The organism is Pseudarthrobacter sp. R1, from assembly GCF_024494415.1.
GTDB lineage: Bacteria > Actinomycetota > Actinomycetes > Actinomycetales > Micrococcaceae > Arthrobacter.
The window spans coordinates 1-20,600 of record NZ_JAMKFI010000021.1 but is presented as its reverse complement, the minus strand read 5'-3'; the positions used below and the strand labels follow the sequence as shown (position 1 = coordinate 20,600).

The 20,600-nt window shown below is 64.2% G+C and carries 18 protein-coding genes and 1 pseudogene; 13 read left to right on the top strand and 6 right to left on the bottom strand.

The features are described from left to right. Positions 1 to 77 precede the first annotated feature (77 nt). Complete coding sequence (locus M8J71_RS22740) at positions 78 to 1,856, top strand: mannose-6-phosphate isomerase (protein WP_256250137.1); 1,779 nt, start codon at positions 78 to 80, stop codon at positions 1,854 to 1,856. Here the strand turns inward: M8J71_RS22740 and M8J71_RS22735 are convergent. Then, positions 1,805 to 2,746, bottom strand: a complete 942-nt coding sequence (locus tag M8J71_RS22735) for an ROK family protein (RefSeq protein WP_256250136.1) — start codon at positions 2,744 to 2,746, stop codon at positions 1,805 to 1,807. The two genes, M8J71_RS22740 and M8J71_RS22735, sit on opposite strands and share 52 nt — an antisense overlap. 50 nt (positions 2,747 to 2,796) lie before the next feature. Here M8J71_RS22735 and M8J71_RS22730 point away from each other — a divergent pair, with 50 nt between their 5' ends. Next, positions 2,797 to 3,900, top strand: coding sequence for a LacI family DNA-binding transcriptional regulator (locus M8J71_RS22730; protein WP_256250135.1), 1,104 nt, complete (start codon positions 2,797 to 2,799; stop codon positions 3,898 to 3,900). A gap of 22 nt (positions 3,901 to 3,922) precedes the next feature. Here M8J71_RS22730 and M8J71_RS22725 read toward each other — a convergent pair whose 3' ends face one another. Then, positions 3,923 to 4,900: a Gfo/Idh/MocA family protein gene (locus M8J71_RS22725; RefSeq protein WP_256250134.1), complete on the bottom strand. Its 978-nt coding sequence runs from the start codon at positions 4,898 to 4,900 to the stop codon at positions 3,923 to 3,925. 121 nt (positions 4,901 to 5,021) lie between these two features. Here M8J71_RS22725 and M8J71_RS23520 point away from each other — a divergent pair, with 121 nt between their 5' ends. The 6 genes from M8J71_RS23520 (at position 5,022) to M8J71_RS22695 (ending at position 11,075) form a co-directional block, all read left to right on the top strand. Continuing rightward, entirely contained in the window at positions 5,022 to 6,086 is a 1,065-nt protein-coding gene (locus M8J71_RS23520) for a zinc-dependent alcohol dehydrogenase (protein ID WP_256250131.1), read from the top strand. Next, positions 6,083 to 6,880: a sugar phosphate isomerase/epimerase family protein gene (locus tag M8J71_RS22715; RefSeq protein ID WP_256250129.1), complete on the top strand. Its 798-nt coding sequence runs from the start codon at positions 6,083 to 6,085 to the stop codon at positions 6,878 to 6,880. The genes M8J71_RS23520 and M8J71_RS22715 overlap by 4 nt, the downstream gene beginning before the upstream one ends. Continuing rightward, entirely contained in the window at positions 6,877 to 8,205 is a 1,329-nt protein-coding gene (locus M8J71_RS22710) for an MGH1-like glycoside hydrolase domain-containing protein (protein ID WP_256250127.1), read from the top strand. Before M8J71_RS22715 ends, M8J71_RS22710 begins: the two co-directional genes overlap by 4 nt. Continuing rightward, positions 8,202 to 10,199 (top strand): glycogen debranching N-terminal domain-containing protein, encoded by a 1,998-nt coding sequence (locus tag M8J71_RS22705; RefSeq protein WP_256250126.1) that lies wholly within the window; start codon positions 8,202 to 8,204, stop codon positions 10,197 to 10,199. The genes M8J71_RS22710 and M8J71_RS22705 overlap by 4 nt, the downstream gene beginning before the upstream one ends. Next, on the top strand, positions 10,192 to 10,449 hold the full coding sequence (locus tag M8J71_RS22700) for a hypothetical protein (RefSeq protein WP_256250125.1): 258 nt from the start codon (positions 10,192 to 10,194) through the stop codon (positions 10,447 to 10,449). Before M8J71_RS22705 ends, M8J71_RS22700 begins: the two co-directional genes overlap by 8 nt. Before the next feature lie 209 nt (positions 10,450 to 10,658). Continuing rightward, on the top strand, positions 10,659 to 11,075 hold the full coding sequence (locus M8J71_RS22695; protein WP_256250124.1) for a DUF7793 family protein: 417 nt from the start codon (positions 10,659 to 10,661) through the stop codon (positions 11,073 to 11,075). A gap of 701 nt (positions 11,076 to 11,776) precedes the next feature. Here M8J71_RS22695 and M8J71_RS22690 read toward each other — a convergent pair. The 3 genes from M8J71_RS22690 to M8J71_RS22680 all read right to left on the bottom strand — a co-directional run bounded on the left by M8J71_RS22690 (position 11,777) and on the right by M8J71_RS22680 (position 14,171). Further along, entirely contained in the window at positions 11,777 to 12,307 is a 531-nt protein-coding gene (locus M8J71_RS22690; RefSeq protein ID WP_256250122.1) for a gluconokinase, read from the bottom strand. Next, on the bottom strand, positions 12,307 to 12,618 hold the full coding sequence (locus M8J71_RS22685) for a putative quinol monooxygenase (protein ID WP_256250121.1): 312 nt from the start codon (positions 12,616 to 12,618) through the stop codon (positions 12,307 to 12,309). Before M8J71_RS22685 ends, M8J71_RS22690 begins: the two co-directional genes overlap by 1 nt. A 200-nt stretch (positions 12,619 to 12,818) precedes the next feature. After that, positions 12,819 to 14,171, bottom strand: coding sequence for an NAD(P)H-dependent oxidoreductase (locus M8J71_RS22680; protein WP_256250120.1), 1,353 nt, complete (start codon positions 14,169 to 14,171; stop codon positions 12,819 to 12,821). Between the two features lie 258 nt (positions 14,172 to 14,429). On the opposite strand from M8J71_RS22680, the gene M8J71_RS22675 reads away from it, so the two are divergent. The 5 genes from M8J71_RS22675 to M8J71_RS22655 all read left to right on the top strand — a co-directional run bounded on the left by M8J71_RS22675 (position 14,430) and on the right by M8J71_RS22655 (position 19,675). Further along, on the top strand, positions 14,430 to 15,458 hold the full coding sequence (locus M8J71_RS22675; protein ID WP_256250119.1) for a LacI family DNA-binding transcriptional regulator: 1,029 nt from the start codon (positions 14,430 to 14,432) through the stop codon (positions 15,456 to 15,458). 264 nt (positions 15,459 to 15,722) lie between these two features. Then, positions 15,723 to 16,751 carry a DctP family TRAP transporter solute-binding subunit gene (locus M8J71_RS22670; protein ID WP_256250118.1) on the top strand — a complete coding sequence of 343 codons (1,029 nt, stop codon included), beginning with the start codon at positions 15,723 to 15,725 and terminating at the stop codon, positions 16,749 to 16,751. Between the two features lie 31 nt (positions 16,752 to 16,782). Beyond that, a complete protein-coding gene (locus M8J71_RS22665; RefSeq protein ID WP_256250117.1) occupies positions 16,783 to 17,364 on the top strand; it encodes a TRAP transporter small permease in 582 nt (193 codons plus the stop codon). Beyond that, positions 17,361 to 18,638 carry a TRAP transporter large permease gene (locus M8J71_RS22660; protein WP_256250116.1) on the top strand — a complete coding sequence of 426 codons (1,278 nt, stop codon included), beginning with the start codon at positions 17,361 to 17,363 and terminating at the stop codon, positions 18,636 to 18,638. The genes M8J71_RS22665 and M8J71_RS22660 overlap by 4 nt, the downstream gene beginning before the upstream one ends. Before the next feature lie 125 nt (positions 18,639 to 18,763). Continuing rightward, positions 18,764 to 19,675 (top strand): NAD(P)-dependent oxidoreductase, encoded by a 912-nt coding sequence (locus tag M8J71_RS22655; protein WP_256250115.1) that lies wholly within the window; start codon positions 18,764 to 18,766, stop codon positions 19,673 to 19,675. A gap of 35 nt (positions 19,676 to 19,710) precedes the next feature. On the opposite strand, the pseudogene M8J71_RS22650 reads toward M8J71_RS22655, so the two are convergent. Beyond that, a pseudogene (locus M8J71_RS22650) lies at positions 19,711 to 20,600 on the bottom strand (hypothetical protein); the annotation flags it as partial.

Genomic DNA, 20,600 nt, shown 5'->3' with positions numbered 1-20,600 from the left:
TCGCCGTCGGCGCCTCCCATGGTGGTCCGGCGCAGTGCTGGTAACGTTATCAACATCCACCGTCCGATTGGAAGCCGATGAGCCACACCCCTCCCCGCAGCTACGACAAATTCCCTACCGTCACCGTTCCCGGCAATCACCGGGCCTGGTCGGGCAAGGAGGTGTGGAACGAATTGGCCCACCCCGGCAGCATCCCTCTTGTGGTGGACACCTACCCCGGAGTGGACCTGGACGAGCTCGTGACACAGCTCGCACAGGCCCTCCCGGAACGCCGGATTCTCAATGTGGAGGAGCTTGCTGCCCTTCCCATCAGCCGCATCGATGAACTGATTGCTGCCAACCTCACCGACGACCGCGTCTTCGGCGTCATCAGCCACCACACCCTCGCGGACTTTTACGACGCCGGAAGGCTGGCGGATCTCGGACGCCAGGCATCGGCGTCGGATGTTCCCGTTGTCCTGGTGGGCTGGGGTGCAGCTCTGGTGCCACTGCAGGACCGCACGCTGGTCCTGGCGGACATGGCCCGGTGGGAACTGCAGCAGCGGCAGCGCGCTGGTGCCCCCAATTGGCGCTGCGACAACGCCGGCGAGGACAACCTGCGCAAGTACAAGCGGAGCTTCTTTGTGGAGTGGCGCCTGGCGGACCGGCACAAGCGACAGCTGTTCTCGGCCGTCGACTACGTCCTGGACACCAACCGCGGGATTGCGGAGGCAAAACTTATTACGGGCAGTGCATTCCACCAGGGCATGGCAGCGGCGGCTGCTGCCCCGTTCCGTGTAGTGCCGTTCTTCGACCCTGGGGTGTGGGGCGGGCAGTGGATGAAGCAGGTGATCGGCTTGGACAGCGACGCCGACAACTATGCCTGGTGCTTCGACTGTGTCCCGGAGGAGAACAGCATCCTTCTGGACGTCGGCGGGGAGATCGTGGAGCTGCCCTCGGTGGACGTGGTGTTTACCCAGCCGGCCGCCCTCTTGGGACCGCAGACGTACGCCCGGTTCGGCGCCGAATTCCCCATCCGCTTCGACTTCCTGGACACGATGGAGGGCGGCAACCTTTCCCTGCAGGTGCACCCGCTAACGGACTACATCCAGGACCGTTTCGGCATGCACTACACGCAGGACGAGAGCTACTACATGCTGGACGCCGGGCCGGACGCCGTGGTGTACCTCGGACTGAAATCGGGCACCGATCCCCAGCAGATGCTCAAGGCTCTAAAGCAGGCGTCCGACGGCGGCGCGCAGTTCCCGGCAGAGGATTACGTTAACGCCTTCCCGGCGAAGAAGCACGATCACTTCTCCATCCCGGCCGGCACCGTGCACTGTTCCGGTGCAAACTCGATGGTGCTGGAAATCTCCGCCACCCCGTACATCTTCACGTTCAAAATGTGGGACTGGGGCCGGGTAGGCCTGGACGGCCGGCCCCGTCCCATCCACGTGGACCACGCGAGCCGCAACATCCAGTGGGACCGTGACACCGAGTGGGCGCGCGAACAGCTGCTGGACCAGGTGCAGGAGTTGGGATCTGGGCCGGGCTGGACGGAGGAGCGCACGGGCCTGCACGAACTGGAGTTCATTGAGGTGCGCCGGCACTGGTTCGCCGACGTCGTGGAGCATCACACGAACGGCACCGTTAACGTGCTGAACCTGGTGGAGGGCCCGGAAGCGGTGGTGGAAAGCCCCTCCGGTAGTTTTGCTCCCTTTGTGGTGAGCTACGCCGAAACGTTCATCATTCCGGCATCTGTTGGGGCTTACACCATTCGGCCGCATGGTGCTGGCGTGGGGCAGAAGCTCGGCACCGTGAAAGCCTACGTCCGCGGTACGGAGACCGCGCTGCCGGTGAAGGTCCCGGCCCAGTAGGCGGCGCCAATGAGGCCCGCTTCCTCCGAACGCTGCGCGCGGGTGATGGGTAAGGTTGCCAGCGCCGGGGCCGCCAGTGCCAGGCCTTTGCGGATGGCAGGTTCCACGATGTCCCAGGAACCTGCCATCGAGCCGCCGATGATCAGGACTTCGGCGCCGAAGCGCGAAAGGTACGGGCCCACCGCTTCGCCCACAGCCGAGAAGGCCTGCTCCAGCACAGCGGCGGCCGCGGCGTCTCCTTCGCGGGCCGCAGCTGCAATCTCGTGAACGTCCGGAGTGCCGGCGTCAGGACTTGCGGAGGAGTACGCCCGGCGGATCGCGCGGCGGGAAATTGAGTCCTCAAGCGGACGTCCCCGGTACTGCAACAAGTAGCAGCTGCCATCCGGCGGAACGTCGTTTCCGGTCTTGACCGGCACGCCGCCATGCATGAAGCATGATCCCACGCCTGTTCCCAGCGTGATGCAGGCGGCCCGGCGACTGCTGCCCGCGGCGCCCAGCACGAACTCACCAATGCCGAAGGCGTCGGCATCATTGAGGAAGGCCATGCTCCGCTGGGCCGGACCCAGCCGGCGCGCAAGTCCCGCCCCGACATCAACGCCGAGAAGCTGGTCAAACTTCCCCACGTCCGCGTAGCGGGCAATGCCATGGTGGTAGTCGAACGGACCTGGCAATGCCACTCCCCAAGCGCCGCTGTGGTCGTCGCCCAGATCCCTGGCCGCCTGGGCGAGCTCGTCCAGCAGAACGTCCGCGGAGGCACGGGCATCCAGGTGCCGGCGCACCAGGCTGCCGGGCATGACCTGCCAACCACCCTCAGGCCCCCGGACTGTGGCCGCCGTCACATGGGTGCCGCCGATTTCCAGGACCGGCCTGAGCAAACTGTCATCCTTCATGCGCCCTCCCGGCACTTGGTAACGTTGACAGTGCCGGGCAGGAACCTGCCATGCGGCACCGCCGAAAGAATCTTCTGGGTATGAACATGTCCCGCAGCAAAGCGTCCTCTGCAAAGGTCGGTGCCCTCGCCCGGGGTGCAATAAAAGGTGCCCCCACCGTCCGGGACGTCGCCGCGCTGGCCGGAGTCAGCCCCATGACGGTCTCCAGGACCATGGCCGGTGGCCTGAATGTCCGGCCCGAGGTCCAGGACCGGGTACGTGACGCGGTGGAAAAGCTTGGCTACCGGCCCAACCAGAGTGCCCGGAATACGAGGCTCAGGAAACCCACAGGCCTGATCGGTATCGCCGTCACCAACCTGGACAACCCCTACTACGGACGCTTCGCCCTGGGTGTCCAAAAGGTCGCGTCCGCCCACGGGCGTCAGATCGTCGTCGGCAGCAGCGGGGAGGACCCGGCGCTGGAAGAGCAGTTGCTCAGGGAGTTCGCCGGCCGGCAGTTGGAAGGCCTCATCCTGGTACCCGCAGGCAACGGGCTGAATCAGGGCGCCGTGCAGCAGTTGGGCGGTATTCCACTGGTTTTGGCCACCCGGACAGTAGAAGGCCTGGAGGGTGATGCAGTTTTGGTGGAGGACGTTGCCGGGGCTGCGGCCGGGACCGCGGCCCTTCTCGAGGACGGCCACCGCCGCATCGGCTTCCTGGGGGACGTGGACGGAATCTCCACCGCGAGGCGCCGATTTGAAGGCTTTCGGCAGGCGCTCGAAAGGGCAGGAGCCGGTTTCGATCCCGGGCACCTGGCCAAGGTCCGCGACTCGGAGGCCGCTGCTGAGGCCGTGGGCAGGCTCCTCGCCGGCCCGCATCCGCCAACCGCTTTCTTCTCCGCCAACAATCGCACCACAGTGGGGGCATTGCGGGCTATCTGCGAACGGCGTGACCGTGCTGCACCCGGCTCCAGGCTCCCCACGCCGGTTCCCGCACTGGCGAGCTTTGACGACGTCGAACTGGCCGACCTGCTGGGTGTCCCGCTGAGCGTGATGTCCCACGATCCCCGCGAACTGGGTGCCGCCGCTGCGGACCTGCTGTTCGAACGGCTGGCGGGAACGGCCGACGGCGGCCCGCGGCTGGTTCAGCTGCCGGTCACTGTGCGGCGCTTCTAGCAGGGCTGTCGCGGCACGCACCCTAGGCGGTCGTCAGGATCTCGGCCACCCGGACCAGCCGCTGCTCACGGACGGACTGAGCCGCTGCTTCCACCAGGGCCTGGACCTTGAGGGCCCGCTCCGCATCTGCGGTGGCGGGCGTACCCAGCCGGACGGCGTCGGCGAATTCCCGGCGCAGCACCGGCCAGCATTCGGCGTGGTCCATGCCCGCGGTGGTGTAATCCAATGTCCCTTTGGCCGAGTAAACGCTGAGCGTGGTCCTCACCTGGGCAAGCTGCACGGACCCCGAGATAGCCGCTTGTCCAGTAGCGCCGCCGTCGTGGTGCGTGGTCAGTGCCACGTAGTCCTTGGTGCCGTCAGCGCTGACGGCCTCAATAGTACCGGCGGCCAGGTCCATCAGGTCCAGCAGGTGTGGCCCCAAATCATGCAGCGGGCCGTACTCGTCCCGCCAGCCCTGCCGGCCTTGCGCATTCAGGAAGCCCGAATTGAGGAATCCGCCGTGAAGGTAGCTTGCGGACACGCCCAGGATGGGCGCTTTGCTCCGAAGTTCGGCGGCCGCTGCAAGGAAGTCGCGGGTCCGCGGGTGGTAGCGCTTGGTGAGGACGACGGCGGTTGCCACCCCGTTGCGCCGCACAGCTTCGGCGACGGCGGACGCCTGGGCCATTGACGCACCCAGCGGCTTCTCGAGCAGGAGGGCCAGCCCCGCATCGGCCGCCTGGGGTGCGAGCTCGGCCTGAACGGGTGGCGGGACGGCGAAGTCAACTGCTTCGCACGAGGCAAGGAGTTCCTTGAAGGAGGCGAAAGCCGGGACGCCATGCTGTCGGGCCAGCCGCGCGGCGTTGTCGGCATGGGCTGACCACACGCCGGTCAATTCTGTTTCAGCACCAGCGCTGTGCAGGGGTGCGTGCATGGTGGCCGACCACTGTCCAGCCCCAACGAGCCCGACTTTGACCGGGGCGTAGTTGGGAACGGAACGCCCGGAAGCGGAATCGGAAAGCATGTGATGAGGATACTGCAGATTCTGCCTAACGTCTATACACAAGTGGACTAGCTCTTATGCTAATGTCGGTTGCGTCACATCCTTTCAGGACCTTTCCGACCACTTAAGGACCGCTGCAAAAGTGTCCCGCTTCCTTCGCATTGCTGCACCGCGCAGCGTCGCTGTCATTGACCAGCCGCCGGCCCCGCTGGAACCCGGCCAGGCACGTATCCGGACCATCTACTCCGGCATCTCGGCAGGGACGGAGCTGACGGCCTACCGGGGCACCAATCCCTACCTCACCTCTGTCTGGGATCCTCAGTCCCGACTGTTCCAGCCAGGGCACGAAGCGCTTGGATACCCGCTGGATGGCTGGGGCTACTCGGAAGTGGGCGAAGTCGTTGAGATTGCCCCGCCCGCAGGCCAGGATGCCGGAGCCGCCGAAGCAGAACCGGCAGTTCAGGTGGGCGACGTCGTCTGGGGTATCTGGGGTCACCGCGACGAAGGGATCCTCGCTGCGGAGTCACTGCGCGGCCACGTGCTGCCGGAGGGGATAAACCCGTTGGCCGGCGCCTTCGTCCGGGTGGGTGCCATCGCCTTGAACGCCGTCCTTGCCGCAGACCTTGGCCCCGGTTCCACGGTGGCCATCTTTGGCCAAGGCGTTATCGGGTTGCTGGCAACCCGGTTCGCAGTGCTGAACGGTGCAAGCGTCATTGCGGTGGATGGCATCGAGAACCGCCGCGACCGGGCCCTCGCCTGGGGCGCCCAGGACGCCCTAAGCCCGTCGCCGGAACTGGCCGGCGAGATCCGCCGGATCACGGGCGGTGCCGGAGTGGACCTGGCCATCGAACTTAGCGGCAACTACCGGGCACTCCATGAGGCCACCCGAGCCGTGGGAGCGGACGGTACCGTCATCGCTGCCGGCTTCTACCAGGGTGAGGCTGCCGGTGTCCGCTTCGGTGAAGAGTTCCACCACAACCGCGTCCAGCTCCTGGCTTCCCAGATCGGCTCCGTCCCCAACCGCCTCCGTTCACGCTGGACCGTTCCGCGGCTGCAGCAGACGGTGGCCGACTATCTCGCCAAGGGGCTGCTGGATGCCCCGTCGCTAGTCACCCATACCTTCCCCCTGACCGATGCCGCCAAGGCCTATGAACTGCTGGACACGGATCCCCAATCCGCGCTTCAGGTTGTATTGGAGTTCTCATGACGTTGATTACCGTGCAGGAACAGCACCTTTCCGGCAACAGCCTGGAGGAAAAATTCGACCAGGCGTTGGCGTGGGGCTTCGGGGGGATTGAACTGCGGTCTGCAGGGAACCTGCAGTTCCAAGACCGGTTGCCCGAACTGCGCCGCGCCCGTGATGCAGGGGTGGTGATGCCCACCGCCTGTGTTGAGATGTCCCACTTTGTTGGGGCGTTCGATGAGGCGCTCCGGAAGGATGCCGTCGCGCAACTGAAATCGCAGCTCAGCGTCATGGCGGAAATCGGCGGACGAGGGGTTATGACGCCGGCGTCCTACGGCATGTTCTCCAAGCGGCTGCCCCCGTTCGTGCCGCCGCGGACTGACGAGGAGGATACGGCGGTCCTGGTGGAAGCTTTCACTGCGCTGGGTGAGCACGCGGCGTCAGAAGGAGTGGAGATCTACCTGGAACCCCTCAACCGTTACGAGGACCATATGATCAACCGCCTCGCCGATGGCGTGCGGCTGCTAAAGCTCGTCGGCCAGGACGCGGTGCGGCTGGCACCGGACACGTATCACATGAACATCGAGGAAAGCGACCCTGCCGCAGCGCTGCAGGAGGCTGCCGCCTTCATCGGGCACATCCAGGCAAGTGACTCCAACCGGTTGGAACCCGGCGCCGGCAACGTGGACTGGGCCCTGTTCGGTGCCACCCTTAAATCCATCGGGTACCAGGGGACCGTGGCCTTGGAATCCCGCCTCTCCGGCCCCGCGGAGGAAGTCCTGCCGCGCGTGCCCTCCCTGCTGGGGCGCTACCTGTGAGCGCCGCAGCTGATCCGGGTAACGGGAGCAGCGCAGTCTCCGCCGGGCAGATCGCAGCCCGGTCCACTGCCGTCCTTGAAGCCAACTGGCGCAAGACCCACACCGTCCCCGCTGCCGGCCTCTACCCGCACCAGTGGAGCTGGGATTCCTCCTTCATCGCCGTAGGCCTCAGCCGGGTGTCACCCCGCCGCGCCGGCCAGGAGATGGACGCCCTCTTCGCCGGGCAATGGGACGACGGCCGGCTGCCGCAGATCGTCTTCGACCCGCACCGGGACCAGGACTACTCACCCGGCGCATCCTTCTGGCAGTCCCGGCACATTCCGGGTGCTCCGGAGTGGGTGGATACGGCGGGCCTGGTCCAGCCGCCCAACCACGCCTGGGCGGTCTGGAAGATCCACCAGGCCGACCCCGCCGAGTCCCGCCGTCGGTCCTTCCTGGAACGGAACTACCCGAAGCTGGTCCGGTGGCACGCATACCTTTCCGGCCGCCGCAACAGGGGCGGGTCCGGGCTGGCGTCCATTGTGCACCCCTGGGAATCAGGCACGGACAACTCCCCGCTCTGGGACACTGTGATGACCCGCATCCCGGCGGACTGCAAAACCGAACTCAACCGCCCCGACCTGCAGCACGCGGACCCGGGCGAGCGTCCGAGCCAGAAGGAGTACGGCAAGTACTTCTGGATGGCCGAACGCTACCGGGACCACCACTGTGACGACGCCGATGCGGACTACCCGTTTTTGATGGAGGATCCGCTCTTCAACACCCTCCTGGCCGTTTCGGAATTCGCCCTGGCGGACATTGCGGCGGAACTCGGGCTGCCCGGCACTGCCCACCGGACGCGGGCCAAGCTCATCACCGCCGCCATGGAGGAGCTCTACGTTCCGGAACTTGGCTGCTACTCTGCCCGCGACGTCACCGATGGAAGCGTTGTCCACAAAGCCACCATCAACGGCCTGATCCCGTTGCTGCTGAACGGCCACACCCATACCGATGACCTGCTCGCCACACTGAATGGGCCACGCTTTATGGCCGGTAAAGCACTGCTCGTACCCAGCTATGACGCCACCGCCGATGACCACAACCCAGCCCTCTACTGGCGGGGACCAGCCTGGTTCAATATGTCCTGGATGGTGGCAGAGGCGCTGGACCGGGTGGGCCGCAGGGAGCAGTCGGACTACCTCCGCGGCAACATCGGCAGGCTTGCCGCCGAGCACGACTTCCCGGAATACGTCGACCCCTGGACCGGAGCCGCCCACGGCACCCGCAGCTTCAGCTGGACTGCCGCACTGGCACTGGAAACTACTTACCCCCGGAGTGCTTCATGACCGCCCTCGCCCCTCCCTCCGCAGTATCGGTCCTGGTGGCACACGGCGCCATGATGCGTGGCGCCGCTGACGGCAGCGTTGGCAGTGCCGCTGCCCCTGCGGTTGGGACCGAAGGCCTTTATGTTGCAGACACCCGCCTTTTGTCCCGCTGGATCCTGGAAATCGACGACTCCACCTTCTGGGAGGTGGGAAGCGTCCGCGAACCGGGCCGTCGCCATACTGCACTAAGCCCAGCGGCTCGGCGGAACCAGACCCACGACCTCGTCGCCTTCCGCACACAGGAACTGGACGCCGGCGGCCTCACGGAAACCCTGTCCATCCGCAACCTCGGCCGGGAGCCGATCACGGCCCGGCTGGTGCTGCGGGCGGGAACCGATTTCGCTGACCAGTTCACTGTCCGCACCGACGGCCGGACCTTCGATCTCAGCGGTGCCACCAGCAGCCTGACACTGCTCGACGACGGCTCCCTCACCTTCGACTACACCCACACTATCGGTGGCCGGACCTTCGAGGCAGGGCTGCAGCTCACGGCCAGCACGGTGCCCTCCATCTTGCCGGAACCGGAGGCCGGCCGCTTCGTGGGCGCCGTCCTGTCGTGGGTCCTGCCGCTGGCCGCCGGGGAGACGCAGACCCTGACAATAGCCGCCCTGACCGTTGGAGACTCCCGTCCGCCGGCTCCCGCCCCGGCCGGAAGTGCTGCCGTCGGAAGTGCTGATGATGGAGTGGACCCGCTGGCACGCCGAAGCCTCAAGGACCTCGACTCACTGCTGATGCCGTGCCCGATTATGCCGTCCTTGACCATTCCCGCGGCCGGGCTGCCCTGGTTCCTCACCCTGTTCGGCCGGGACTCCCTGTTGACGTCCATGCTCACCCGGGCCGAACGCCCGCAGCTGCTCGGCGACGTCCTGCGCGCCCTCGCAACTACCCAGGGCACCGCCCACGATCCGCTGCGTGTGGAGCAGCCCGGCAAGATGGTTCACGAAGTGAGGGTCAGCGAGCTGGCACAGCTCGGCGCCGTGCCCTATGGCCGGTACTACGGCACGGTGGATTCCACGCCACTGTTCCTGATGGCCCTAGGTTGCCTGGACGATCCCGTGCTGCTCCGTGAGCTTGAGCGACCTGCCCGCGCCGCCGTGGAGTGGATTCTGGGTGACGGCGGCCTGTGGGACACCGGCTTTCTCCGCTACACTCCAGACCCTAACGGGCTGCTGCACCAGGGCTGGAAGGACTCCTTCGACGCTGTTGCCGGCGCCGACGGCGGGGAACCGGCGGGCGCCATCGCGCTGGCTGAAGTTCAGGGCTACACCTGGCGCGGCTTGCAAGAGTGTGCCCGCCTAGCGGCAGAGCAGTGGGGTGACCAGGCCTGGGCGGACACCCTGCAGCAGGTCGCGGACGAGCTCAAGGCCCGCTTCCGCAAAGAGTTCTGGATGGAACAGCACAACTTCCCCGCTTTGGCAGTGGACGGCGACGGCTGGCAGGTGAACGCATTGGCCTCCAACGCAGGGCATCTTCTCTGGACGGGAATTCTCGACCCGGAAGACGCCCGTGCAGTGACCTCCCGGCTGCTTCAGGAGGACTTCTTCACCGGTTGGGGTATCCGCACCCTGGCCGCCGGACAGCATTACTACCACCCGATGTCCTACCACAATGGCTCTGTCTGGCCTCACGACACGATGCTGGCAGCCGAAGGAATGGCTGCATATGGCTTCTTAGCTGAGGCAAAAAGAGTCGCGGACGGCATGCGGGAAGCAGCCATGCACTTTGGTAACAGCCTGCCGGAGTTGTTCGGCGGGTTCTCCCGCGCCGATTTCCCCGTGCCCGTCCAGTACCACCATGCAGGCTCACCCCAGGCCTGGGCCGCCGCGGCCGGACTGACTGCCGTTCGCATAAATGGCAAGGCAAGCCCGGCCAGCCAGGGACCTGCTGATGCCATCGCCGACGTTGTCTCCGTGCCACCTGGTCGGAATGCGAAGTTCGGGTCCGCGGATGGATAACCAGACCGATCCAGCCGCCGAGAGGCGTAGCCCCGGCATGGTGGAAGTCAGGGTTTCGGCGTCCGGGGAAGCCCGCGAGACACTAGCTGGCGCCGTCCGGCTGGTGCGCGAAGCCGCCGACCGGTTTTCTACAGGCATCATGATCACCGACGTTGGCGAAGGCTGCTACGTGGTGCGGGCCCATCCCGCCGTGCCACACGGGCTGGTACGGGAGCAGCCCCGGTTGGAGCAGGCCCCCAGCCTCAAATAGCGGAAGTTCTACCCTGTTTAGTGCCCCCACGGATTCGAAGGGACCTGCCCGCCCGTAGACCTTTTCCCTGCTGATCCCGTAGCCATGGGCGAGGACGGCTATCCGGACACATACCCGCCCGCACGAGGGTGCCCTCCCTGCCGGCACGCAAAGACTTTCCTCATTCATCCCCTGAGTTCGTGTGAGCGCAATTGCCCTATGGAGGCCCTGTGACCGTTCAACCGCCCGAGGAACATCAAAACCGCGTCATGCTCTCGGGCGATGTCATCCACCTGCAGTGGAGGGCTCCGATGGTGACGGAGCAAAATGTCATGGCCGCAATGGCAAGGGTTTCCCGAATCAGCGCAGGAGCAGCCTATCCGCTGCTTATTGAGCTACGCGGTGTCCGAACCGTCAACAACCGTGCGCATCAAGCGGTCGCAGCAGGACGGTTGCGCGTTACTCAGCTGGCCATAGTGGCCGGTTCACCCGTCGACTGGGCCACGGCTCACTTTTACCTGAGCAAAATGCCGCCGGGCTGCACGATGAAACTGTTTACGTCCATTACCGAGGCACTGTCCTGGGTTGGCACGCACATAGCGCCCCCAGGAGGCAGTCGGCCGAAAGCCTCCTTCGACAGCGACTGATTGTCCACCGGAGTCAACATAGACCGCGTCCCTTTCACCCGGGCAATTGACCCTGGAATCCTTGAGTTCCGCGGGTCAGGAGGCGTCGGGCAGGCGTCAGCGCCGAGCGCGCTGATAGTGATGTTGACTTCGTTGTGGCGAGGGCGCGGCAGGTAGCGTCGGGAGCCCAGCCCGCCAAGGCTAGTCCCGGCTCGCGCTCACGACGGGCAGGCGCGGTGTTACGGGCGGTTGGGGCTCCAGCAGGCTTCAAGCGTCGGGAGATGCAGGCGCCACGGTCCCGGTCCCAAGGAGTACCGCTCGTCAGCGGGGTTTTTCTCGGGCAGGAACTGTCCGGGCAGCAGGAGCATGCCCCGCCCGTCACTCGCCGGCGCTTCTTGTCAGTATCACGGGCGCGACATTCGACGGCATCGGCCGGAGTGCCGGCGCTTCTTCCCGGACACGCGTCTGGGGCAGGGGCTGAATCACCGACAGGACGGGTGTGCAGCCTCTCGCCCTTCCACGCGTCCAGGCCCTCCTTAAACGCCTGGAACAAGTCCACACAATACCTAAGAGCTAAGTCCCTGAGACAGCTCAAGAGAAGAGGTGACCAACAAACAAACCGTCACCGGAGAAAACGCCGATAATGGATATTCACCAACGAGGGCCCTTCACCTTGAGTTGACGCACCAAGGCGCGCGGGGGCGTCGGATCAGAGACGCACCTTACTTCTGATCAGCACCGGCCGGTATTGCGGGATGTACTTGGCGCAGGTTTGCGAGAATCTGGTCGATGAGTGCTTCGATGCCGCCTTCGGATCTCACTGTCATTCCTTCCTCGTCTCCTTCGAGCGGCTCGAGTGTCTCCAGCTGTGAGGTGAGGAGGGCTGGAGGCATGAAGTGTCCTGGGCGCTGGACCAGCCGCTCCTTTAGTACCGAAGGGTCGACCTCTAAGAGAATGAACCTGGTGGAGGGAGCGGCTGCGCGGACAGCGTCGCGGTAGGCGCGTTTGAGTGCTGAACAGGCAATCACGATCCCATGGGGGTGTTCCGCCGCGAGTTCTGCGCCGACCAGGCGAAGCCAAGGCCATCTGTCTTCATCGGTGAGCGGTATGCCAGCTGTCATTTTTTCGACGTTCGGCAAGGGGTGCAGGTTATCAGCATCCTTGAAGGTTGCTCCAAGCCGGGCCGCCAGGGCAGCGCCGACCGCAGTCTTGCCTGCACCACACACGCCCATGATGACAAGCGGGCTATGCACTACAGCGCTCCCTGCCGTGCTGTTCCTGCGGGGATCGGAACCATCCTGGTCACTACGACAGGCTTTTCCAGCAGGCCTTCGAGGGAGGCGTTCAGGCGTTTGACCGGTTCACCTTCGCCATGGGCGTCCAGCAGCGCAGCTGATTCCCATTTCTCAATCATGAGGATCTGGTTGTTGGGGGCTTCATGGATCGCGTAGAGCAGGCAGCCGGGTTCCTGGTGCACTTCGCTGATCGCGGGGGAGAGGGCGGCGACGACCTGGTCGAAGGCGCCTTCCTTAGGGCTAAAAGCTGCAGTGACGACGATGGTCATCGTGAGGTTCTCCTAGTGTTACGGGTGCCGTGAGGGCGTGAAAGGGTCCTTGGGGGGACGCGGCGCGGACCGACGGTCATGGTCCGTCGGTCCGCGCGAACATCCGCAGGGTTTCCCTTGGACTCAGCTGAGATGGGCGAGATTTCCAGGGGCCGGGCTTTCAGTGGCTCCAGCAGCCCAGAGGAATGAGCGCCGCTGGATCAGGGTGCCGAAACCGCTTCAAAGGCAAGGGCTTCGGTTTCGCGGCGCAGTTCGAGGGCCTGGGCGAGCGAGTCGTCCATGATGACGTCCTCCCAGCGGACGATCCCGCCCTTGGCTACGTCATTGCGCAGTTCCACGTGGTGGGCCAGTGCGACCGGCAGTGCACCGGTGGTGACGGAGTGCTTCGCGGAAACGAGCTGGCCCCACACGGTGTATCCGCCTTCGCCGTCGAGGAATTCACCGGCTTTGAGGTCTTTCTTGGCGGTGGCGACAACGTCACCGAAGAACCCGATGGGCGAACCCGTGGGGATTCCGCGGAGGACGGCGTTGGCGATGGATACGTTCAGTTCCAGGCCGACGTAATGGTAGGGGCGGTACAGGGCGGCGTACTGGCCGGTGGGGTCCGGGTGCCAGGGGTATTCGTTGAAGCAGCCGGAGACGTAGGCGTTCGTTGCCTTTACGACAACGAAGACGCCTTCCTGGGTGTTGTGGGGGATCCAGGTGCCGTCCCGCTTGACACTGGACATGACGTCGACAGTTCCTTCGTGCGCGAGGGCTCCTCCGACGTCGGCGGGGCGGCAGATTGAGGCGATTTCCTCTACGTCTCCGGGCGTGAAGGTCAGCCCGGTGTCAGAGGGGACCAGTCCTGCCCCGTTGGCGACGGCGGCCATTTCGATGGCGGCCTTGGTGCCGTCGCGGAAGGAGGTGTGCATGTTGGGGTTCAGCTGCCCGGAATCGGTGAGTTCCTTGGAGAATTCCCAGTTTTCCCAAACGTTGTCGGGGTTCATCTCGTGGTAGTGCTCAAGGAATTTCGCGCCCTTGCCGGCGCACACTACGTCGAACCCGCTGGTGCGGGCCCAGTCGACGAGTTCCATGATGAGGGCCGGCTGGTCGCCGTACGCCATTGAGTAGACAACGCCGGCTGCTTCTGCCCGCTTGGCCAGAGCAGGCCCTGCCAAGGCGTCGGCTTCAACCGTGACCATGATGATGTGCTTTTTCGTTTCGATGGCGCGCAGTGCGTGCTTGACGCCAACGATGGGGTTGCCGGTGGCTTCCACGATGATGTCGATGTCGACGTCGAAAAGCTCGTCGGCGTTGGCCACGATCGCGGTTGAGCGGTCCCTCAGGGCAGTTGCTATGTCGGGGGCGATCTGGTCTTTGGGCCATCCAACGAGTTCGAAAGCACCTTCAGCACGCTTGACGTTGATGTCGGCGATGGCGACGACGTGGATGCCCGGGATGTTGTTTGCCTGGGCCAGGTACATCGTCCCGTAGCGTCCGGCGCCGATCAGGCCGACCCGGATGGGCTTTCCGTCGGCCTCGCGCTGGGTCAGGAGATGGTGCAGATTCATGGTTTGCCTTTCAAAGGATACGGCGCTGTTCCGGAAGGGATGCGGGCTGGTGTGTGATCAGCCGCAGCTTTTGGGGCTCTACTTTTCACCGTGCGGCTCGCGGCCCTTGGTGGATGAGGGTGCTGAACAAGCGGGATCGAACTAAGGTAAAATAAGTGGAACCGGTACACTTTTATGTCACAGGGGTAGGCCTGAGGTCAAGCCCTAGGCTAAAAAAGGTTCCCAGATGTCCAGGAAGTGCCAGACAAAGGAGTAGGCGTGCAGAAACAACCGACCATCCGCGATGTTGCCCAGGCGGCCGGGGTGTCCGTTGCAGTTGTCTCCCGGGTGCTGAATCCGGGGTCGGGTCCGGTCGCTGCAGCTACCCGCGCCAGGGTGAACGACGTGATGAAGGACCTCGGTTACCACCCGCGCACGGCGGCCAGGGAGCTTAAGTATGGCCCGCCCACTACCCTGGGGCTGCTGCTCGCTGATGTCTCCAACCCCTTTTTTGCCCGGCTCGCGGACCAGGTGGTGCAGGAGGCGCACGCGCGCGGAATCCAGGTGCTGTTAATGACCACGCAGGAGGATGACCAGCTGGAATCAGAGCGTCTGGCCACTCTCATCGAACGCAGGGTCAGTGGGATTATCGCGACCCCCACCGGCAACAACCTGGCAATCTGGAAGCAGCTGCAGGACCTTGGGACTGACGTGGTTTTTGTCGACCGGTCAATACCTTCGCTCCCTGAAGTTGACGTGGTAAGCATCGACAACTTCGAATCCGCCCGGTCCGCTACCGCGCTGCTCGCCGCGCATGGCCACCGCCGCATCGGGATCATCTCCGGGCCGGCTGCCTCCACCACTGGAAGGGACCGGATCGCCGGCTATCGGCAAGCCCTGGACACAGCCGGCCTGGAGCAGGACGAACTCCTCATCCGGCACGCCGCGTTCCGCGGGCCGGCGGGAGGAGATGCTGCATCAGCGCTCCTCGGCATCGATGACCCACCCACCGCTTTGGTGGTAGCCAACACCGCCCAGGTAACCGAAGTTCTGCGGCGCCTCTCCCACGCCGGGATCGACATCCCCGGCACGCTGTCCGTCATCGTTTTCGAAGATTCGCCTTGGACCGAACTCGTGACCCCGGCCCTGACGATCGTCAGGCAACCCATAGATCTGCTCGCCCGGCACTCCGTGCAGCTCGCTTTGTCCAACACGCAGGGCAAGACGCCGGGAAGGCCCAACGTCATACGCGTGGCCGCCGAACTGGTCGAACGGTCCAGCGTCGCCCGGCTGCAGTTCTCGAAGTAACTTCAGGCTTACATCCGACTCAAAAGGTTTACAGCCGCGCTCGGCCTGTGGTACAAAAGTGTACCGGTTCCACTGACACCGCGATCTTCAACCCTGTTCTTTAGGCCGCGTCCGCAAGGCACTGGGCAAGCGGGACGGGAAAGCAGCAAGAGCCGCCCTTCTCGACACATCTGCATAGCCCAGGACGCTCAACCACCGCCGTCGAAGCATCAGTACCCCTGTCCGTACAGGCCAGGAACCAGCACGTATTCAAAGGAGAATCAGATGCCAAAGCGCATCCTTGCCACCGTAGCTGTGGCCGTTGCACTCACCGTTACCACTGCGCTCACCGGTTGCGGCGGGGGCGGGGCCGGCGGTGCCGGCGCGGCCAGCACCACCGTGCGCCTCGGCCTCGGGGACCCCGCAGCCTCTTCCATGGGTGTCAGCGCAAAGCACTTCGCCGACAAGGTCGCCGAGCTGAGCGACGGCAAGGTCAAGGTCGAGACGTTCCCCGACGGCACCCTCTTCGGCGGAGACCAGAACGCCGCCGTCAACCTGCTTGGAAACGGCACGCTGGACTCGACCATCATGTCCACCTCGGTATACGCATCCTTTGAGCCGAAGATGAATGCCATCAGCCTTCCCTACCTCTTCAAGGACACGGAGCAGGTCACCAAGTACCTCGAAGGCGAGCCGGGCAAGGAACTGCTGGGCTCACTGGACAAGCTCGGCATCAAGGGCGTGACCATGCTGACCCGTACTCCACGGCACACCACCAACTCGGTGCGTCCGATCACCCAGCCCGAGGACTTCAAGGACCTGAAGCTCCGCGTACCGCAGAATGACCTCTGGGTTAAGTTCTTTGGCTCAGTGGGGGCCAACCCGACGCCGATGGACTTCAAAGAGGTTTACACCGCGCTGCAGCTCGGCACTATCGACGGCCAGGAAAACCCCCTGGAAGTTCCCGTGAACAACAAGTTCTTCGAAGTCCAGGACTACCTCTCCCTGACCGGCCACATCTCCGACGGCCTCGTCCTCGGGTTCAGCAAGAAGAAGTGGGACTCTTTCGATGAGGACACCCGGAAGGTCCTGCAGGAAGCTGCAGACGAGACCGCTGACTTCAAGACAAAGTACGACACTGACGAAGCCACCAAAACCCTCGAGAAGCTCAAGGGCGAAGGCGTGAAGATCAACGAGCTGACGCCCGAAGCCAGGGAAAAGTTCCAGGCGGCAGCGCAGAAGGTCTACCCCGAGCTTGAGGGCAAGGTAGGCAAGGAATTCGTCCAGTCAAGCCTCGAATTCCTCGGACGTTAAGGTGACCGGTCCAGTGCAGGAGACGAGTGCAGTGCATGATGATGGAACCACCCCAACCCGGGGCGCCGAACACCAGGCGGCCGAAGATAGTGTCAAGGTGGTTCCGGTAGACGAAGTCTCGAAACCTCATGGTCTGATCTGGAAGGCCGTGGATGCTCTCCTCTTCGTTGGAATCTGCGCGATGCTGCTCAGCCTTGCTGCCCAGATGGTCAGCCGGCAAATGGGAGCCTCGCTGCCATGGACCGAGGAACTGACCCGTTTCCTGTTCATGGACACCACCTTCCTGGGGATGGCAGCAGGCTTCCGGGCCGCCGTGCACCCGCGGGTGAACTTCGCGGTGGCGCGGGGACCAGCCTGGCTCAAGCAAGTCAGCATGCATCTCTATGCCATCTGCGGGACCGTGTTCTTCAGTGTCCTGCTCTACAAAACGGTGGAACTGATGCTGCAACAGTACGCCGCCGGAGAGTCCAGCCCTGCCCTGGGACTGAAGATGTTCCTGGTAACCCTTCCCCTTGTGATCGGCGCGGCACTGGCCATCGTCGCCCATATCACGACCGTCTACTTCTCCCCGTACATGCGTAAGCGGATCCTCGAAGGAGAGATGATCGCATGAGCCTGACCCTGCTGGGCATTTTCCTCCTCCTGCTGCTGCTGGGCATTCCGCTCTCAGTCTCACTCGGCATTGGCGTCATCGCCACGCTGCTGATCTTCGATATCCCCCTGGACCTGTTGCCGCAGTCCATGATGAGTTCCATGAACAGCTTCCTGCTGGTTGCTGTCCCCTTGTTCGTCCTGGCCGGCAACCTCATGTCCGGAGGGGGTATTTCGGACCGCATCTTCCGTGGCGCCGAAGTCATCTTCGGCCGCTTCCGTGGCGGCCTTGGCCAAGTGAACATCGCATCGAGCGCGATCTTCGGCGGGATCTCCGGTTCCTCGGTTGCCGACATTGTCAGCCTTGGCAAGATCGAGATCAAGGCCATGACAGACCATAAGTACCCGCGGCCCTATGCCGCAGCAATGACCATGGTCACCGCTACCCTGTCCTCACTGATACCGCCGAGCATCCTCATGATCATCGCCGCATCAACCGCGAACGTCTCGGTAGGCGCAGCACTCGCGGGAGGATTTGGACCGTCCATTGTCCTGATCCTCGTCCTGATGCTTGTGAATTTCTTCCTGTCGGCACGCCATGGTTACGGCGAGGTCTCAAGGACGCCTTTCAAGAAGGGCCTGAGGATCGTCCTCGAGGGCATCCCGGCCATGGGCGGCCCGGTGATCATTTTGGTGGGCATGTTCAGCGGGCTCGTCACGCCCACGGAGGCAGCCGCCATCGCCGTCTTCTACAGCCTCTTGGTCGGCATCTACGTCTACCGGGACATGAAGTGGCGCCAGATGCCCAAAATGATCGTGGACGCCGGCCTCACCACCGGCACCATCCTGCTCATCGCCATGATCGCCGGCGTCGCCTCCTACATCTTCACCATTGACGGGCTGCCGGCAAAGGTCAGCAGCTGGCTGCTGAGTGTCAGCACTGACCCCACCATCGTCATGCTGCTGATCGGCCTGATCCTGATCGTCATCGGAACCGTGATGGACAAAGTCGCAGCCATCCTGCTTTGCACACCGGTGCTCATGCCAGCGGCCGTGTCCTCCGGTGTGGATCCCATCCACTTCGTCGTCTTCCTGGTCGCTGCCCTTGCCGTTGGCCTGGTCACGCCCCCTGTCGGCGTCTGCCTGTTCGCGGCGTCCTACGTCAGCGGACTGCCGATGGAGAAGATCGTGAAGGCCGCGGTGCCGCTCTACGTGGTCATGGTGGTTGCCATCGTCATGCTGGCCGTCTTCCCGCAGCTCATCCTGTGGCCGTCTGATCTCCTGACCAACCAGTAACGCCTGCCCTCAGCCCGCTATCCCATACAGTCACAGAAACAGGAAAACCATGTGTTCCCCCATTCGGAAAACCGTCAGCAGCTACATTGCCGGTCCTGCACGCCCTAATCGCTACAGGATTCCCAATGCCTGAACATGACCACCCAGCCCTTGCCCTGATGGGATTAGGGCCGATGGGGGAACCCATGGCGCGCCGGCTGCTGAAGGGCTACGGCGAGCTGACGGTCTGGAACCGGACTGCTTCGAAGGCCGAAGCCCTGGTGGGCCTGGGCGCCCGCGTTGCTTCCTCACCCTTTGAGGCGGCTGCCGACATCGTCCTTACCGTGTTGCCGGACCTAAGCCACGTCGAATCGTTGCTTTCGGGAGAAGAGGGCCTGCTAGCCGGATGGACAGCCCGAGGCATAGCCCGGCCGATACTCGTCGTGCACGGGACGGTTTCGCCGGGGGCAGTGGCTGCCTTTGGCGAACGGATGCTTCGCGACCATGGCGTCCGAGTCCTGGACGCCCCCGTCAGTGGCGGCACCGTGGGCGCCGAAAACGGCACCCTAAGCATCATGGTGGGCGGGGACGAGGACGCACTTCACGCGGTCATCCCCGCGTTCAAGTTCATGGGCAGCACCATCCGGCACATGGGGCCGGGAGGTTCGGGTGCACTCGCCAAAGCCTGCAACCAGATCGTGGTCGCCGGCACGGTCACGGCAGTTTCCGAAGCCATGCTCCTCGCGCGCGGCGGGGGACTGGATCCATCGGTGATGCTTGAACTGCTCCGGGGCGGGCTGGCCGACTCCGAGGTGCTGCGCCAAAAAGGGCACAGATGGATCGACGGCGACTTCACAGGCGGCGGCAGCGCCCAAAACCAGCTCAAAGACCTCAACTTCGTGCTGGGGGCGGCTAGAACAGCACACCTGGAGCTACCCCTGAGCACGGTGATCCAGGATCTTTTCGAGGACATGGTTGCCCGGGGCGACGGCGCCCTTGACCACACAGGAATCCTCCGGACCCTTGCCCAGCGCAACAACGCGCTCACTGATACCTGAAAACCCTCACGAAAGGCGCAACAGTACAGGCTCCACTACACAACCAGCTCGTCAGGCATGGTCGTCTTCACCCTGGGCGGAGGAATAAGGTCCACGCTGATGCCGAAGAGCGCCTCCAAGGCGGACGTGTAGTCCTCGTGACGACCCGCGGCCGCCATTTGCCTGGCGCGGACCGCGGGCGTATGGAGCAGCTGATGCACAATGCGCCGCAGTGCCACCGTGGTTTCCTCCACCGAGGCGGTTGTTCCGCTTCGTTTTCTGAGGCGTTCCACTTCACTGTCGAGAACACTCTGCAGGTGGTGGCGCAGGGCGACGATGGCGGCGTCAATTGCCCGCACTGACTCTTGTTGGGAAAAGCGGTCTGCTGCTTCGCTGACGAGGGCGCGGGCAAGCTGGAGTTCCGCCGCGTCAGCTTGCGGGGCGGCGTGCCGGACGGTCTCAAGGGTCACCAGGTCGATGCCTGTCACGTCAGCAACGGCAGAATCGAAGTCACGGTTGGGTGCGAGATCCACAACCACAAGCGGACGGGTATTCTGCCTTGGTTCAATCAGCGTGGTGTCGATTCGGGTTCCGCTGCCGCTGCAGCCGATAATGATGTCCGCCTGGCCAATGGCTGTATGGAGCTCGGCTGCCGTAAGGGCCTTCACCCCTCGGACGGCGGCGAATGCCGTTGCGCGGCCTGAGCGGGAAAAGACGGCGACAGATGAACACTGCCCTCTTAGCAGCAGGTCCAAGATGCAGGCGGCATAGGACCCGCTGCCGATGAGGACTACAGAAAGGCCAGAGAGCGTCGCCGGCCTTAGCCTTGATCCACCGATCCGCTTGCGCTGGTCCCGCTGGATGCGGTTTTTGGTGGTTTGCGGGCTGAGGGCGTGCTGGGGTGCCCGGCCTTGCTGCCTTTGGTGTTCCACTGGTGGTCCTGGTT

Bases quoted from the DNA above. Each gene is read 5' to 3' on its own strand.
- M8J71_RS22705 (WP_256250126.1), top strand. From the start codon at position 8,202: ATGACCGCCCTCGCCCCTCCCTCCGCAGTATCGGTCCTGGTGGCACAC.
- M8J71_RS22730 (WP_256250135.1), top strand. From the start codon at position 2,797: ATGCGGCACCGCCGAAAGAATCTTCTGGGTATGAACATGTCCCGCAGC.
- M8J71_RS22725 (WP_256250134.1), bottom strand. From the start codon at position 4,900: ATGCTTTCCGATTCCGCTTCCGGGCGTTCCGTTCCCAACTACGCCCCG.
- M8J71_RS22655 (WP_256250115.1), top strand. From the start codon at position 18,764: ATGCCTGAACATGACCACCCAGCCCTTGCCCTGATGGGATTAGGGCCG.
- M8J71_RS22660 (WP_256250116.1), top strand. From the start codon at position 17,361: ATGAGCCTGACCCTGCTGGGCATTTTCCTCCTCCTGCTGCTGCTGGGC.
- M8J71_RS22740 (WP_256250137.1), top strand. From the start codon at position 78: ATGAGCCACACCCCTCCCCGCAGCTACGACAAATTCCCTACCGTCACC.
- M8J71_RS22715 (WP_256250129.1), top strand. From the start codon at position 6,083: ATGACGTTGATTACCGTGCAGGAACAGCACCTTTCCGGCAACAGCCTG.
- M8J71_RS22680 (WP_256250120.1), bottom strand. From the start codon at position 14,171: ATGAATCTGCACCATCTCCTGACCCAGCGCGAGGCCGACGGAAAGCCC.
- M8J71_RS22700 (WP_256250125.1), top strand. From the start codon at position 10,192: ATGGATAACCAGACCGATCCAGCCGCCGAGAGGCGTAGCCCCGGCATG.
- M8J71_RS22735 (WP_256250136.1), bottom strand. From the start codon at position 2,746: ATGAAGGATGACAGTTTGCTCAGGCCGGTCCTGGAAATCGGCGGCACC.
- M8J71_RS22685 (WP_256250121.1), bottom strand. From the start codon at position 12,618: ATGACCATCGTCGTCACTGCAGCTTTTAGCCCTAAGGAAGGCGCCTTC.
- M8J71_RS22670 (WP_256250118.1), top strand. From the start codon at position 15,723: ATGCCAAAGCGCATCCTTGCCACCGTAGCTGTGGCCGTTGCACTCACC.